This is a genomic window from Aurantiacibacter sediminis (assembly GCF_016019885.1).
GTDB classification, from domain to species: Bacteria; Pseudomonadota; Alphaproteobacteria; order Sphingomonadales; family Sphingomonadaceae; genus Alteraurantiacibacter; species Alteraurantiacibacter sediminis.
The window spans coordinates 450,078-462,602 of sequence record NZ_JAEANY010000001.1 but is presented as its reverse complement, the minus strand read 5'-3'; the positions used below and the strand labels follow the sequence as shown (position 1 = coordinate 462,602).

The 12,525-nt window shown below is 59.5% G+C and carries 17 protein-coding genes; 7 read left to right on the top strand and 10 right to left on the bottom strand.

The genetic code is table 11. The annotated features are described in order from the left end of the window. Positions 1-82 precede the first annotated feature (82 nt). The 3 genes from I5L03_RS02385 to I5L03_RS02375 all read right to left on the bottom strand — a co-directional run bounded on the left by I5L03_RS02385 (position 83) and on the right by I5L03_RS02375 (position 3,653). Positions 83-823: a LytR/AlgR family response regulator transcription factor gene (locus I5L03_RS02385; protein ID WP_197920093.1), complete on the bottom strand. Its 741-nt coding sequence runs from the start codon at positions 821-823 to the stop codon at positions 83-85. A gap of 27 nt (positions 824-850) precedes the next feature. Further along, positions 851-2,035, bottom strand: coding sequence for a sensor histidine kinase (locus I5L03_RS02380; RefSeq protein ID WP_197920092.1), 1,185 nt, complete (start codon positions 2,033-2,035; stop codon positions 851-853). Positions 2,036-2,129: 94 nt separating this feature from the next. Continuing rightward, the gene (locus tag I5L03_RS02375; RefSeq protein WP_197920091.1) at positions 2,130-3,653 is read right to left on the bottom strand and encodes a fumarate hydratase; all 1,524 of its coding nucleotides are present in this window, start codon (positions 3,651-3,653) and stop codon (positions 2,130-2,132) included. 150 nt (positions 3,654-3,803) lie between these two features. On the opposite strand from I5L03_RS02375, the gene I5L03_RS02370 reads away from it, so the two are divergent. From I5L03_RS02370 to I5L03_RS02355, 4 genes are read left to right on the top strand one after another with little or no spacing between them, the layout of a single operon-like run. Beyond that, positions 3,804-4,394, top strand: a complete 591-nt coding sequence (locus I5L03_RS02370; RefSeq protein ID WP_234034994.1) for a protein-L-isoaspartate O-methyltransferase family protein — start codon at positions 3,804-3,806, stop codon at positions 4,392-4,394. A 2-nt stretch (positions 4,395-4,396) separates the two neighbouring features. Beyond that, complete coding sequence (locus I5L03_RS02365; protein ID WP_197920694.1) at positions 4,397-5,842, top strand: TolC family outer membrane protein; 1,446 nt, start codon at positions 4,397-4,399, stop codon at positions 5,840-5,842. Continuing rightward, positions 5,843-6,310 carry a DUF2497 domain-containing protein gene (locus I5L03_RS02360; RefSeq protein WP_197920090.1) on the top strand — a complete coding sequence of 156 codons (468 nt, stop codon included), beginning with the start codon at positions 5,843-5,845 and terminating at the stop codon, positions 6,308-6,310. 2 nt (positions 6,311-6,312) lie between these two features. Further along, positions 6,313-6,681, top strand: coding sequence for a (2Fe-2S) ferredoxin domain-containing protein (locus I5L03_RS02355; RefSeq protein WP_197920693.1), 369 nt, complete (start codon positions 6,313-6,315; stop codon positions 6,679-6,681). Here the strand turns inward: I5L03_RS02355 and I5L03_RS02350 are convergent. Further along, positions 6,678-6,980 (bottom strand): hypothetical protein, encoded by a 303-nt coding sequence (locus I5L03_RS02350; RefSeq protein WP_197920089.1) that lies wholly within the window; start codon positions 6,978-6,980, stop codon positions 6,678-6,680. The two genes, I5L03_RS02355 and I5L03_RS02350, sit on opposite strands and share 4 nt — an antisense overlap. A 114-nt stretch (positions 6,981-7,094) precedes the next feature. Between I5L03_RS02350 and I5L03_RS02345 the strand changes: the two genes are divergently transcribed. Genes I5L03_RS02345 through xth form a run of 3 tightly spaced genes read left to right on the top strand, consistent with a single transcriptional unit; the run spans position 7,095 to position 8,677 of the window. Then, positions 7,095-7,523 carry a CBS domain-containing protein gene (locus I5L03_RS02345; protein WP_197920088.1) on the top strand — a complete coding sequence of 143 codons (429 nt, stop codon included), beginning with the start codon at positions 7,095-7,097 and terminating at the stop codon, positions 7,521-7,523. A 31-nt stretch (positions 7,524-7,554) separates the two neighbouring features. After that, entirely contained in the window at positions 7,555-7,881 is a 327-nt protein-coding gene (locus I5L03_RS02340) for a HesB/IscA family protein (RefSeq protein WP_197920087.1), read from the top strand. Positions 7,882-7,891: 10 nt separating this feature from the next. After that, positions 7,892-8,677 (top strand): exodeoxyribonuclease III, encoded by a 786-nt coding sequence (gene xth / locus I5L03_RS02335; protein ID WP_197920086.1) that lies wholly within the window; start codon positions 7,892-7,894, stop codon positions 8,675-8,677. 269 nt (positions 8,678-8,946) lie between these two features. Here xth and I5L03_RS02330 read toward each other — a convergent pair whose 3' ends face one another. The 6 genes from I5L03_RS02330 to dnaQ all read right to left on the bottom strand — a co-directional run bounded on the left by I5L03_RS02330 (position 8,947) and on the right by dnaQ (position 12,521). Beyond that, complete coding sequence (locus tag I5L03_RS02330) at positions 8,947-9,615, bottom strand: cell wall hydrolase (protein WP_197920085.1); 669 nt, start codon at positions 9,613-9,615, stop codon at positions 8,947-8,949. A gap of 207 nt (positions 9,616-9,822) precedes the next feature. Continuing rightward, positions 9,823-10,164, bottom strand: a complete 342-nt coding sequence (locus tag I5L03_RS02325) for a DUF1491 family protein (protein ID WP_197920084.1) — start codon at positions 10,162-10,164, stop codon at positions 9,823-9,825. Positions 10,165-10,168: 4 nt separating this feature from the next. Continuing rightward, entirely contained in the window at positions 10,169-10,642 is a 474-nt protein-coding gene (locus I5L03_RS02320; protein ID WP_197920083.1) for a PaaI family thioesterase, read from the bottom strand. Then, positions 10,629-11,090 (bottom strand): PTS sugar transporter subunit IIA, encoded by a 462-nt coding sequence (locus I5L03_RS02315; protein WP_197920082.1) that lies wholly within the window; start codon positions 11,088-11,090, stop codon positions 10,629-10,631. The genes I5L03_RS02320 and I5L03_RS02315 overlap by 14 nt, the downstream gene beginning before the upstream one ends. Positions 11,091-11,210: 120 nt before the next feature. Next, entirely contained in the window at positions 11,211-11,780 is a 570-nt protein-coding gene (hpf, locus tag I5L03_RS02310; protein WP_197920081.1) for a ribosome hibernation-promoting factor, HPF/YfiA family, read from the bottom strand. A 54-nt stretch (positions 11,781-11,834) separates the two neighbouring features. Next, entirely contained in the window at positions 11,835-12,521 is a 687-nt protein-coding gene (gene dnaQ / locus I5L03_RS02305) for a DNA polymerase III subunit epsilon (RefSeq protein ID WP_197920080.1), read from the bottom strand. Between the last annotated feature and the right edge of the window lie 4 nt (positions 12,522-12,525).

Sequence of the window (12,525 nt, the reverse complement as noted above, 5' to 3'; positions counted from 1 at the left end):
TCCAAGATCAAAACCCCCGTGATGGGCGCCTTTCGGTAAGGGAAGGCGCCCTTTTTTTGGCGCATTGCAATGCACGCCGCCTTCAGCGGCCAGCCATCGCTTTCACTTTCTTGAGATAGGTGCGGCCGATGCGCAGCTCTTCTCCATCTTCCAGCTCCGCACACCAGACACCCAGCCCCTCATGCTTCAGGCCGCGAATGAAATCGCGGCGTAAAATCGTAGAGCGGTGGATGCGAATGAATTTGTCCGGGTCGAGTTTTTCCTGGAGGCCGGCAATGGTTTGCAGCAGCAGATAGCTGGTCTCGCCGACATGAAGGCGAACATAATCGCGCTCGGCATCGATGCGGAAGACTTCGGAAGCTTCGATGCGCAGAAGCTCGGAGCGATGCGGCACCCAGAACTCGGTGAGCCACGGGCTTTCTTCTTCGCTCAGCTCGCTTTCTCCGCGGCGATTGATGGCGCGTTCGATGGCCCGCTCCAGCCGATCGGAGGCGACCGGCTTCAGAACGTAATCGATCGCTTCGAGATCGAATGCCTCAACCGCGAAATTCTCATGCGCGGTGACGAAAATGACGGCTGGGCTCTTGTCCTGCTCTTTCGCCGCTTTCGCCACTTGCAGCCCGTCCATACCGGGCATGGTCATATCCAGCAGCAGGAGATCGGGCGAAAGCTTCTCCGCCAGTCGCAGCGCCGATTCGCCATCGCTCGCCGTGCCGATGACGGTCAGCTGCGGGATTTCCGCGCAAAGCACCTGCATCCGCTCAATAGCGAGCGGCTCATCATCGACGATCAGCGTGCGCAAAGTTTCTGGATTATCATTCATGCGGACCGTCCTGAACTTGTGTGAAGTTTACGCTGCCACCTGTTCGCGCATGCGCAACAGCGGCAGGCGCAGATGCGTTACGAAGCCATCGGGCGAGTGGCCTGATGCGACCGTCGCTTCATTGCCAAAGCGCGCCTCAAGCCGTTCATGCACGTTGTTTAAGCCGATGCCGAAGCCGGGGCGGACCTCCTCACTGTCGCGCGCGCTCGTGCCATTGTCGGAGACTGTCACGACAAGGCGACCGTATTCTTCGCGCGCGGAAATGCGGATGGTAACCTGCCCGGCGGAAGGCGCGACGGCGTGTTTCACGGAATTTTCCACCAGCGGCTGCAGGATCATGCCGGGAATGAGCGCGTCTTCCAGATCTTCCGGGATGTCGTAATCGGCGACCAGGCGCATGGGGAAGCGCACCGCCTCGATATCGAGATAAAGCTTCTGCTGGGCGATTTCCTCTCGCAGCGGGACATCGGCGGTGGTGTCATCGGCTAAGCTGCGGCGGTAAAATGTGCTGATCATCTGTATCATTTTCTCTGCCGCCTGCTTTTTGTCGGTCAGCACCAGCGCAGACAGCGAATTCAATGTATTGAATAGGAAATGCGGATTGACCTGATAGCGCAGGCTTTTGAGCTCTGCCGCCTTTGCTGCGCTTCGAAATTGCTGCTCTCGCCGCTCCGCCACGCGCGCACGCTCGCCCGACAGCAAAGCTAGATAAAGGGCGCACCAGGCGAGCATCATAAAATAGCGGCTGAAGGTAATCTCGACGATATATTGCAGATTGCCGCGCTGCATGAACTGGCTGATGCCCTGCAGCTGCGCATCATCGACATCCTCTTGCGATACGCCGCTGGTTTCCACCAGCTCTCGCAAAACCTGATCGTTCAATTGCGATTGCAGATCGGCAAACACCATCCGGTTTGCCTGCATGCTGAGCAGGGCAGCGGGCAGGGCGAATACTAGCGCGGCGCAGGTTTTGGCCCACAGCGGCTTCGTATCGAAGGCGCGCAGCACGACCCACAGGCCCAGAGTGATGAGAATACCGATTGCGCTGGCGATCAGTCGCCGCTCAAACATCTCGCCTGCATTTTCCATACCGAGCAATTCGGCGCGCAGGGTCATGAGGACGAGATAAGTCGCCCACAGCCCCACCACGGAAGCGAGCACGATGCGGAATGGCACGCGCGCTGCCGATTTGCTGGTTTCAGCTTTGTCCATCCAGCCGGTTTAGCCCCTCAAGGCGCTTTTACGCCAGCCTTGCGGCTCGTTTCCATCGAAACCGGTATGACGCTGGTCGATGATTTGCGCCGATTCAGGTCTGGAGGAGGCCTTCTTCACGAATCTTCTCGCGCCAATGGAGCGGGGCGAGCGTGTGGACATTGTTTCCTTCGCTATCGACTGCGACGGTAACCGGCATGTCCTTCACCGTGAATTCGTAAATCGCTTCCATGCCGAGCTCTTCGAAAGCGACGACTTTCGCTTCCTTGATTGCGCGCGCAACGAGATAGGCAGCCCCGCCCGTCGCCATCAGGTAAGCGACCTTGAAACGGCTTATCACCTCGACAGCATCGTGGCCGCGCTCTGCCTTGCCGATCATGGCGAGCAGGCCAAGGTCGAGCATCATTTCGGTGAATTTGTCCATGCGTGTGGCCGTGGTCGGGCCAGCCGGGCCTACGACTTCGCCCATCACCGGATCGACCGGGCCGACATAGTAGATTGCTCGGCCTTTGAATTCGACGGGCAGCTCTTCACCCTTGTCGAGCATATCCTGTATGCGCTTATGCGCCGCGTCACGGCCAGTCAGCATCGCGCCGTTGAGAAGCAGGCGATCGCCGTGATTCCAGCTGGCGACTTCTTCCGGCGTCAGATTGTCGAGATCGACCCGCTTCGCCTCGGCATCGGGCTCCCAATGCACATCGGGCCACGCATCGAGATCGGGCTGCGGGATATAGGCGGGGCCGGAGCCGTCGAGCGTCACATGCGCGTGGCGCGTCGCCGCGCAGTTGGGGATCATCGCCACAGGCTTGCCCGCCGCATGGCAGGGCCAATCGTAAATTTTCACGTCGAGCACGGTCGACAGCCCGCCGAGACCCTGCGCGCCGACACCTGTCGCATTGACCGCGTCGAAAATGTCGATCCGCAGCTGCTCGATATCGGTCTCGGCCCCGCGCGCCTTCAGTTGCGCCATGTCGATCGGCTCCATCAGCGATTTCTTGGCGAGCTTCATGCAATGCTCTGCCGTGCCACCGATGCCGATGCCGAGCATGCCCGGCGGACACCAGCCTGCGCCCATGCTGGGGATCTGTTCGAGCACCCATTCGATGATGTTGTCCGACGGGTTCATCATCTTGAACTTGGATTTGTTCTCGCTGCCACCGCCCTTCGCGGCGACATCGACCTCCACGGTATCTCCGGGCACCATTTCAACATCGAGGACGCAGGGCGTATTGTCGCGTGTATTCCGGCGCGTGAAAGCGGGATCGGCGAGGATCGAGGCACGGAGTTTGTTTTCGGCGTGGTTATACGCGCGGCGCACGCCTTCATCGACGACTTCCTGCAAGCTCTTATCCGAGTCCAGCCGGCAATTCTGGCCCCATTTCAGGAAGACATTTACAATGCCTGTGTCCTGACAGATCGGACGGTGCCCCTCTGCGCACATGCGGCTGTTGGTAAGGATCTGAGCAATGGCGTCCTTCGCAGCGGGGCCTTGCTCCGCTTTGTACGCTTCGCCCAGCGCCTGGATGTAATCCATCGGATGATAATAGGAGATATATTGCAGCGCATCCGCGATCGTTTCGATCAGGTCTTCTTCGCGGATGGTAATCATGTCGCTCATCGTGCCGTTACTCCTGTTGGTCGAGACCCCTTAGGCTTTACCGGCAAGGCAGGTAAAGCACTTGGCGACGGGGAACACAGTCCCTAAGGCACCAAGAGAATTTGGGAAAAGAATTTACCACTGGATTTTGCCGACGTGACTACTGCTGAAATGACCGAAACAGACGCCTCGCACCGCGCCCGCCGCGCGATGATTGAAAGCCAGCTACGCACCAGCGGCGTGAATGCCGAATTCGTGCTGAAGCGGATGAGCGCCGTGCCGCGTGAGGATTTCGTCCCCGCCACTGCCAAGAGCTTTGCCTATATGGACCGCGCCATTCGCCTGCCCGAAGGCGGCGCGCTTGCGGCTCCACTGGTGCATGGCATGATGCTGCAGGAAGCCGAACCGCAGTCGGATGAGCATGTGCTGCTTGTGGATGGCGGCACTGGCTACCTTGCCGAATTGCTCCGCCCGCTGGTTGCCGATCTCACCGTCATCACACCGGAGGATGCGGTTGGCTCGGGTCGCAAAGGCAAGGGCGCAAACCTGCTGATAATCGACGGCGCCGTGGAAGAAGTGCCTGCCAAGCTGGCAAAGCGCCTCGCCGATGGCGCGCGCATTGTGACGGGCCTCGTCGATAATGGCGTCACCCGCATCGCTGTGGGGCGCAAGGGCGATCGCGGCGTTTCGCTGCTCCCTGTATTCGATGTCGGCATTCCGCAATTGCATGCCTTTGCCAAACCGAAGGAATGGAGCTTCTAACCATGGCGAAAAGGCGGATCATCGCCGGCCTGCTGGCCGGGGCGTTCGTTTTTTCAACGCCTGCATCCGCCGAAACGCTGAAGGAAGCGCTCGCGCGCGCCTATTTCGACAATCCGACGCTGGCGGCTGCCCGCGCCAATCTACGAGCCACGGACGAGAATGTCGTGATCCAGCGCTCGCAAGGCCTGCCCGGCGTCGATGCCACCGGCAGCTTTTCCGAATTGCTCCAGCAAAGCACGCCCGCAGTTGTCTCGCCCGAAAGGCTGATCCGAGGCAATGTCAGCCTGAATGTGCCGGTTTATCAGGGCGGCGCTGTACGCAATGGCATCTTGGCGGCCGAAAACCGTGTCGAAGCGGGCCGAGCCGATCTTCGCGGCACCGAAAGCGCCGTCTTTGCCCAAGTCGTTGCGGCCTATATGGATGTCATCTTGAACGAAGCGCTTGTCTCGCTCTCGGCGAACAATGTCGATGTGCTGGCCATCAATCTACAAGCGACGTCTGACCGATTTGAAATCGGCGATTTGACTCGCACCGATGTCGCCCAATCGCAAAGCCGCCTCGCGCTTGCAGAGGGCGATCTGGAAAGCTCGCGCGCCAATCTGATCGAAGCGCGCGAACGGTATCTGCAACTGACCGGCGCACCGCCCATTGACCTGCAGGCCCCGCCGCCGCTTCCGGGCCTACCAGCTTCGCCGGACGGAGCAGTGGATGTGGCGCTGGAATACAATCCCGACATTATCGCTGCGCGCGAGAATGCAGAGGCCGCTGGCTTCGATGTGGAGGTGGCAGGATCTGGCCGCCTGCCGCGCCTCAGCCTGTTTGCTTCGAGCGACTACCAGAATTTTCTCGGCACGCTTCCCAGTGGCAACAATGCAGGTACCGACCTGACTGTCGGGGCGCAGATCTCCATCCCGATTTTCCAAGGCGGCAGGCCAGCCGCGCAGCAGCGCCAGGCCGGGGCATTCGCCAGTGCAGCTCTCGAGAACGCCATCGCCGTAGAACGCAGCGTCATCGCGCAGGTACGCGCTGCATTTTCTAGCTGGCGCGCGGCCCGGGCAGTAATCGTTTCAAGCGAAGTAGCAGTCGATGCCGCTGCATTGAGCCTTGAAGGTGTGCGGGCTGAAAACACGGTCGGCAATCGTACCGTGCTCGATATCCTCGACGCGCAGCAGGAATTGCTGAATGCGCAGACGCAGCTGGTGACTGCACGGCGCAATGCCTATGTCGCAGGCTTCTCCCTCCTTGCCGCAATGGGCCGCGCAGAAGCGCGCGACCTTGGGCTGGAAGACGAAGGCCCGCTTTACGATCCGATCGACAATTATGACCGCGTGCGCGGCATTATCTGGGATTGGCAGCGCGATCTCGAACCTGCAGTAGAAAGCGCCCGGACCGTTGACATCCCCGCGCAAGACGGTGAGATATCTGCCGACATACCAGCGGGGGACTAAATGCGTCAGGAAGGCGAGCCTTCAGTCGAAGAAATTCTCGAATCGATCAAACGGGTGATCGATCGCGATTCTGTACGTCAGGAGAAAGACCCGGCGCCGACCGAGGCCGAATCGCCACTGCAGCGCAGCGCTTTCAACCTCGATCCCGTCGACCAGGATGAGGCGGAGGAAATTCTCGATCTCAGTGAAGCCGGGGCTGAACTGGAGGATGAGGACGACACCACAGCCGACACGCTGACCAATGCGCAGGCCGCCGATGCCATGCGGCAATCGCTTGCTGCGCTGGCCATGCTGTCGGAGCCTCCTGCCAAACCCCAAATCGTTCGCTCTGGTGAAACATCGCTGGAAGGTATGGTGCGGGACATGCTGCGCCCGATGCTGGCCCAATGGCTTGATGCCAATCTACCCGACATGGTGGAGCGGCTGGTCAAAGCCGAAATTGCCCGGATCGCCGGCAAGAAGCGCTGACCCTGTCCAAGAAAAAAGACATCGAGAAGGCTGAAAAGGCGCTCGCCAAGATCGGCGGGTCAGCCATCGATCGCCACGTGTTCATCTGCGCGGTTTCCGACAAGCAGAAATGCTGCAAGCGCGATGTCGGCGAGAAGGCCTGGAAGTATCTGAAAAAGCGCCTGAAAGAGGTCGGTCTTGCGGGGAAGGGCGGTGTCCAGCGGACCAAGGCCGATTGCCTGCAGCTCTGTGCCGCTGGGCCTATCGTGGTCGTCTGGCCTGACCGGGTCTGGTATCATTCCTGCACAGAAGAAGTGCTGGAGCGGATCATTCAGGAGCATCTGATCGGCGGCACGCCTGTCGCCGAATACCGCCTGCAGCCCGCGCCTTAATCGTCATTCCTGAAATCGAGATCGTCGAGCGAATTGTCGACCGATTCGTCATGCCCCGTGCCGCTGGACATGAAGACGAGGCCCATCAGCGCGCTCATCAGCAACATGGAAAACCCGATACCCAGCGCCGTCGCGATGAAGAAATGCGGTGAGACGTCCTCAACCTGATTGTAGATGATCGCGAGCGCGATCACGACCACAGCCACCGTAATGCCGAGCATCAGCCGCATAATCTTGCGGAAATGCGCCCAGGCGTGTGCTGCGTTTACAGGATCATCGAGGGGTGATGGCTTGACCATTCGCCTGCACATGCCTGCCAAATGGCTGTGATGCAACGGGGCGTTTGGTCCGCATTTGCCGGGAGCGGACAATCCGTGGCATAATCGCGGCTGCGGGAAAAGAGGAGTGCACCCATGACCATAGCCAATCTGATCGCCAACCGAGATGACACGGTGGTCTCTTGCGCTCCGACCGACAGCGTCCAGCACGCCGCCAGCCTGCTTGCCGATAAACGCATCGGCGCGCTGCCGGTGATGGACGGAGAGAAGGTGGCGGGGATATTCTCTGAGCGTGACCTGCTTTATTGCATTGCGCGTGATGGCGCTGATGTGCTTCACCGCGCGGTAAACGAAGTCATGACGGCGCCCGCAATCACCATCTCGCCCACGGAAAGCGTGCTGAAGGCGCTTTCCATGATGACGAAACGGCGTATTCGGCACCTTCCCGTCACCGATGGTGATCGCATGGTCGCCTTCGTTTCTATCGGCGATTTGGTGAAATACCGGATGGATATGATCGAGGCAGAGGCGCAGCAGATGCGCGAATATATCACCTCTGCTTGAGCAGACGGTCGCTCGACCCTACATACACCGCATGGCAACTCATCTGACCCTTAGCGAATCTGCTGCAAAGCGTGTTGCGACTATCGCCGAAAAGCAGGCGAAACCCGCCGTGCTGCGCCTGTCCGTAGAAGGCGGCGGCTGTTCGGGCTTTCAGTACAAATTCGAGCTTGGCGAGCCGGAAGGCGAAGATGCGGTTAGCGAGACCGATGGCGTGAAGCTCGTCGTCGATCCGGTCAGCCTCGACCTTGTCGCTGGCAGTGTGGTCGATTTTGTCGAATCGCTTGGCGGTGCGGCTTTCCGGGTGCAAAATCCCAACGCTGCTGCGGGATGTGGTTGCGGTTCCAGCTTTGGCATCTAAAGTCCGCTGCATGCGGATTGCCTCATTTAACATCAACGGTATCAAAGCGCGCCTGCCGCGGCTCAAAGAATGGCTGGAGGAAACCCGGCCGACAGTCGCCTGCCTGCAGGAAATCAAGACGCAGGATGAAGGCTTCCCGGCTGATGAATTCGAAGAGATGGGCTACAAGGCGATCTGGCACGGGCAGAAGAGCTTCAACGGCGTCGCGATCCTTAGCGATGGCACTGCGCCAGAGGAGGTGCGGCGCGGCCTTGGAGTCGACGGGCCCAAAGAGGGTGAAGGCGAGCAGTCGCGCTATATCGAAGCCGATGTAAACGGCGTGCGGATCGTCAATCTTTACCTTCCGAACGGTAATCCTCAGCCCGGGCCGAAGTTCGATTACAAGCTCGAGTGGATGGCGGCGCTGCGGGAGCGGTTGCAGGAGCTTCTCGCCAGTGAGCAGCCCACCGTGGTGGTCGGCGATTTCAACGTGATCCCGCGCGACAATGACGTTTGGTCGGTCAAGGCTATGGCTGGCGATGCGCTGATGCAGCCGGAGTCCCGCGAAGCCTACACGCGCATTCTCAACGATGGCTGGACAGACGCGCTCGGCCTGCTCAATCCGCGCGGCGGTGTATGGACCTATTGGGATTATCAGGCCGGCGCGTGGCAGCGCGACCATGGTTTCCGCATCGATCACCTTCTGCTCTCACCGCAAACGGCTGATCGCCTCGTTTCCGCAGGCGTCGACCGCGAATACCGCGGACGCGAAAAGGCGAGCGATCACACCCCTGTTTGGGTTGAGATTAGGGATTGATTTGTTTCGTGATCGCCCATCCGGGCGATCGTCCTCGCTAGACGCGCAGGCAAGCTGCGCCCGCTGCGGGCGGCCATTCGGCCTTGCCTTCGGCAGATCGCCGAGCGTGCTCCGCGTCTGTGATCAATTGAAGCGCTAGTCTCGCTGGCCGCAGGTCAGCGACCGAGCGCACAGCGCGACCCGCAGGTGCCGCGCAGGCGGAACGCAGTCCCGCTGGAGCGAATAGCGCCGAGGACGCGGCCACGGATGTGGCCGCATGAGACAAACAACTACCTATAAAAAATGTGATTATTGATCCGCGCGCGGGTCGTCATGCGGCGTGCCCAGCTAGGGCGAACGTAAGTCGCATGGAAATAAAGCGCGTCGTCAGCAGGGCTTTCCCACAGATCGCGATGAGCGATGCGGGCGATCGCCTTGGCGCGGTTCCAAGCGGTCGTGCCGCGGTTCGGCGCCGGGATGCGGCCGCCGCGTACGAACGAAAACTGCGAGCGCTGGGTTACCACCGAGCAATAGTCATCGGGGAAAGTGTCGCTCTCTGCGCGATTGATGATCACGCGGGCGACGGCCAGCTGGCCATCGAGCGGTTCACCACGCGATTCAAAATACACGGCCTGCGCCAGGCACATCATTTCACGCGAGAGCTCACCTGAGGTGTCGACGGTGTGGACCAGCTCACGCAGCGAGCTGGCATCGGTTTCTTCGACTTCCGGCGTTTCCGGAACGTCCTGCACCACTTCGCTGGCAACGAACCGGACCTGTTCATCAGCGGTGGGTTCGGCAGCGTTCTGCGGCACTTCAAATTCTGTCTGTGCCAGCTCGGCCACTACCGGGTCCGTCTGGTCCTGTGCGATGGCGCCGCTCACTGCGGTACCGAAACTGCTCGCAAACACAGTTGAGGCGAGGGCGATGGCCCCAGCCCGCTTCAGAGAAATTTTCATCAATCCTAAATCACACGGCGGTGAGCGACTGATGCAGGTCTTGCGGCTGCGACACTGTGTGACGTGTCATCTCTTACCGCTTGCCATCCCTTGGGACCTGCAAGTCCACTCCCCGTCTGCGCGCTGCATCGCACCACCGCATTGCGGTGCAAGGCAACATACGCTGTCTGGAAGGTTGCGGGCCAAATAGCGATTGCCGCCGCAGTGTCAAATTTCGGGGAAGTGGTTTCCGATGAAACGTTCTGGATTCACGACGTCCAGCTCAAGGATCCAAAGGTCGCTATCCTGGCGCTTTCTCCGGTCTATATATTCGCTGAATTGCATAGGGTTTTCAACGTCTTGAGACTTCGAAAGCACCCATGTGCGGGTGCCATCCAATTGTGGCATTCGTTCGTATGCGCGCAATTTTGTGCCATTTTCGCAACATATTATCATCAATGTTCCGGCTGTCTTTTCGCCCTTGGCAAGAACGGTGGCAAAGCCGCCTTCGGCCGAAACAGCCTTTATCAGGCCACTGACTTCAAGATGCGCAGGGATGCGATCGTCCATGACCCTAGTCCGGCTGGCGGTAGCCGGAGAGGCCGGAAAGTGCGATGTGCGAACGCATGAATGTGCCCGTCCCGCGCCCGATTTCATCGCCTTCTTCATCGACCAGATTGGCCTCGGCGATGAAAACGCGACGCTTTCCGCTAACCCAGCGTCCTTCGGCGACAACTGTGCCGCCTCGAATAGGCTTAGTGAAATGTAGGTTGAACCCGGTCGTCAGGAGGAAGCGATCGGAAACAAGCGAATTCGCAGCGTAAAAGGCCGCATCGTCGAGCATCTTGAAATAGATCGTACCATGCGCAGCGCCCGCCGCATGGAAGTGGGCTTCCTGCGCCGAAAACGTGATCCGCGATCGGCCCGGCTCGAGTATCTCCAGCTCGGATCGAAAAAGATTGTTGATCGGAGCCGAGGCATAAAGCTGCTCCAGCGCGCGAAAATGGGCGGACTGCCCATTCTCATCAGCCTGATCAGGCAGCGTCACGATCCGTCACATTGGTTACGAGGCTATAGAGAGCCTCGACATTGGGCGCATCGCAAAGCGCGTCATGCATCCGGTCATCACGCATCATACGCGAGACGGCGGCCAACGCGTGGAGATGTGTCGCGCCGCAATTTTCCGGCGAAAGCAGGCCAAATACCAGATCCACCGGCAGGCCATCGGCAGCATCGAAGTCCACCGGCTTTTCCAGCTTGATGATCGCGGCGACCGGACGGCTCAGCCCTGGAAAGCGGGCATGCGGGATCGCGACGCCGCGGCCAAAGCCCGTGCTGCCGAGCTTTTCACGCTCCTCCAGCTGCTCAAGCACAATAACGGGATCCAGATCCCAAGCGCGCGCAAAGGTGTTCGCGACCAGCTCAAGAATTTCTGATTTCGACCCGGCACTGGTGAAAGCGACCGCTTCCGGCTTCAATACAAAATTGGAATTCATTGCTCTTATCGTACTGCGTTCCCGCCAAATGCCTTGATCACCCCAGAGGAGTGTTCCGCATGGCAGGGAACGATTGAGATTGGTTCACCGATTTCCGCTACCGCTGAAAAGCGGCGAAAATCAGGACGGCTCGACCCACCCGATCGATCCATCGTCGCGGCGATACACCATATTATGATGTCCAGTTCCAGCATTTTTGAAAAACAGCGCTGTTGTGTGGCGTAAATCGAGCAGCATCACCGCGTCAGATACGCTGACTTCGGGCACGTCGATGCGCGTTTCTGCAATCACAGGAGGCGATTCTTCGCCGCCTGCTTCTTCGCTTTCCGGCTCTTCAGCCGCGAAGATCGTATAGGCCGCCTCTTCTTCCTTCACCGCGTGCGCCGCCTGTTCGTGGCGATCATTCAGACGGCGCTTGTAACGCCGCAGCTGTTTTTCGATTTTGTCAGCAGCCTGATCGAATGCGACATGCGCATCATGCGCCTGCCCATGGCTTTTCAGGATAAGCCCATGGTTCACATGAAGGACGATGTCCGCAGCAAAAGCGCTGGCAGGAGCTTTACCGAAAGTGACCGTGGATGAAATCGCGCGACTGAAGTGCTTGTCGACAATTCCTGTGAGCCTGTCTGCTGCATGTTCCTGAAGCGCGGCTCCGGTATCGACCTGATGTCCCGACACGCGAATATCCATGGGCGGTATCTCCTTCCCTTATGTTTTTCCTGCGCTCAATGTGGTGAGTGCGACTCACGAGGTCCAGAGCGGGGTTTCCAGAGTTTCCAGAAATTGGGCATGACGCGCAAGTTCTTCCTCGCTCGCTTTGTGCGGACGGGGGGCACGATATTCGCCAATCTTCGGTGCGAATGTCGTCGTCTGCACCGGATTCTGCGGGTCGTTATCGACCGCCAGCTCCAGACCGATCTGGCGTCCGCCCATCAACTCGACATAGACTTGCGCCAGCAATTCGGCATCGAGCAGGGCGCCGTGCAGAACGCGGTGCGAGCGATCCACACCATAGCGCGCGCACAGCGCATCGAGCGAATGCTTGGCGCCCGGATGGCGGCGGCGCGCGATGGCGAGCGTATCGACCATGCGATCCGTGCCGATGATATCCAGCCCGCACAGCGTCAGCTCGCAATTGAGAAAGCCGAAGTCGAATTGCGCATTATGAGCGACGAGCGGGGCATCTCCCACGAACTCGAGCAGCTCTGCCGCACCATCTTTGAACAGCGGTTTGTCAGCCAGAAAGCTCGCCGAGAGGCCGTGCACCTTCTCGGCCTCCGCCGGCATATCTCGTTCGGGATTATAATAGGCGTGAAAGGTGGCGCCGGTGGCGACGCGATTGACCATCTCGACGCAGCCAATTTCGACCATTCGGTCGCCGGTCGCAGGATCAAGGCCCGTCGTTTCGGTATCGAAGATGATTTCGCGCATGATC

Bases quoted from the DNA above. Each gene is read 5' to 3' on its own strand.
- I5L03_RS02375 (WP_197920091.1), bottom strand. From the start codon at position 3,653: ATGAGCGACATGATTACCATCCGCGAAGAAGACCTGATCGAAACGATC.
- I5L03_RS02380 (WP_197920092.1), bottom strand. From the start codon at position 2,035: ATGGACAAAGCTGAAACCAGCAAATCGGCAGCGCGCGTGCCATTCCGC.
- xth (WP_197920086.1), top strand. From the start codon at position 7,892: ATGCGGATTGCCTCATTTAACATCAACGGTATCAAAGCGCGCCTGCCG.
- I5L03_RS02315 (WP_197920082.1), bottom strand. From the start codon at position 11,090: ATGAATTCCAATTTTGTATTGAAGCCGGAAGCGGTCGCTTTCACCAGT.
- I5L03_RS02365 (WP_197920694.1), top strand. From the start codon at position 4,397: ATGGCGAAAAGGCGGATCATCGCCGGCCTGCTGGCCGGGGCGTTCGTT.
- I5L03_RS02370 (WP_234034994.1), top strand. From the start codon at position 3,804: ATGACCGAAACAGACGCCTCGCACCGCGCCCGCCGCGCGATGATTGAA.
- I5L03_RS02330 (WP_197920085.1), bottom strand. From the start codon at position 9,615: ATGAAAATTTCTCTGAAGCGGGCTGGGGCCATCGCCCTCGCCTCAACT.
- I5L03_RS02360 (WP_197920090.1), top strand. From the start codon at position 5,843: ATGCGTCAGGAAGGCGAGCCTTCAGTCGAAGAAATTCTCGAATCGATC.
- I5L03_RS02350 (WP_197920089.1), bottom strand. From the start codon at position 6,980: ATGGTCAAGCCATCACCCCTCGATGATCCTGTAAACGCAGCACACGCC.
- hpf (WP_197920081.1), bottom strand. From the start codon at position 11,780: ATGGATATTCGCGTGTCGGGACATCAGGTCGATACCGGAGCCGCGCTT.
- I5L03_RS02325 (WP_197920084.1), bottom strand. From the start codon at position 10,164: ATGGACGATCGCATCCCTGCGCATCTTGAAGTCAGTGGCCTGATAAAG.
- I5L03_RS02340 (WP_197920087.1), top strand. From the start codon at position 7,555: ATGGCAACTCATCTGACCCTTAGCGAATCTGCTGCAAAGCGTGTTGCG.
- I5L03_RS02345 (WP_197920088.1), top strand. From the start codon at position 7,095: ATGACCATAGCCAATCTGATCGCCAACCGAGATGACACGGTGGTCTCT.
- dnaQ (WP_197920080.1), bottom strand. From the start codon at position 12,521: ATGCGCGAAATCATCTTCGATACCGAAACGACGGGCCTTGATCCTGCG.
- I5L03_RS02385 (WP_197920093.1), bottom strand. From the start codon at position 823: ATGAATGATAATCCAGAAACTTTGCGCACGCTGATCGTCGATGATGAG.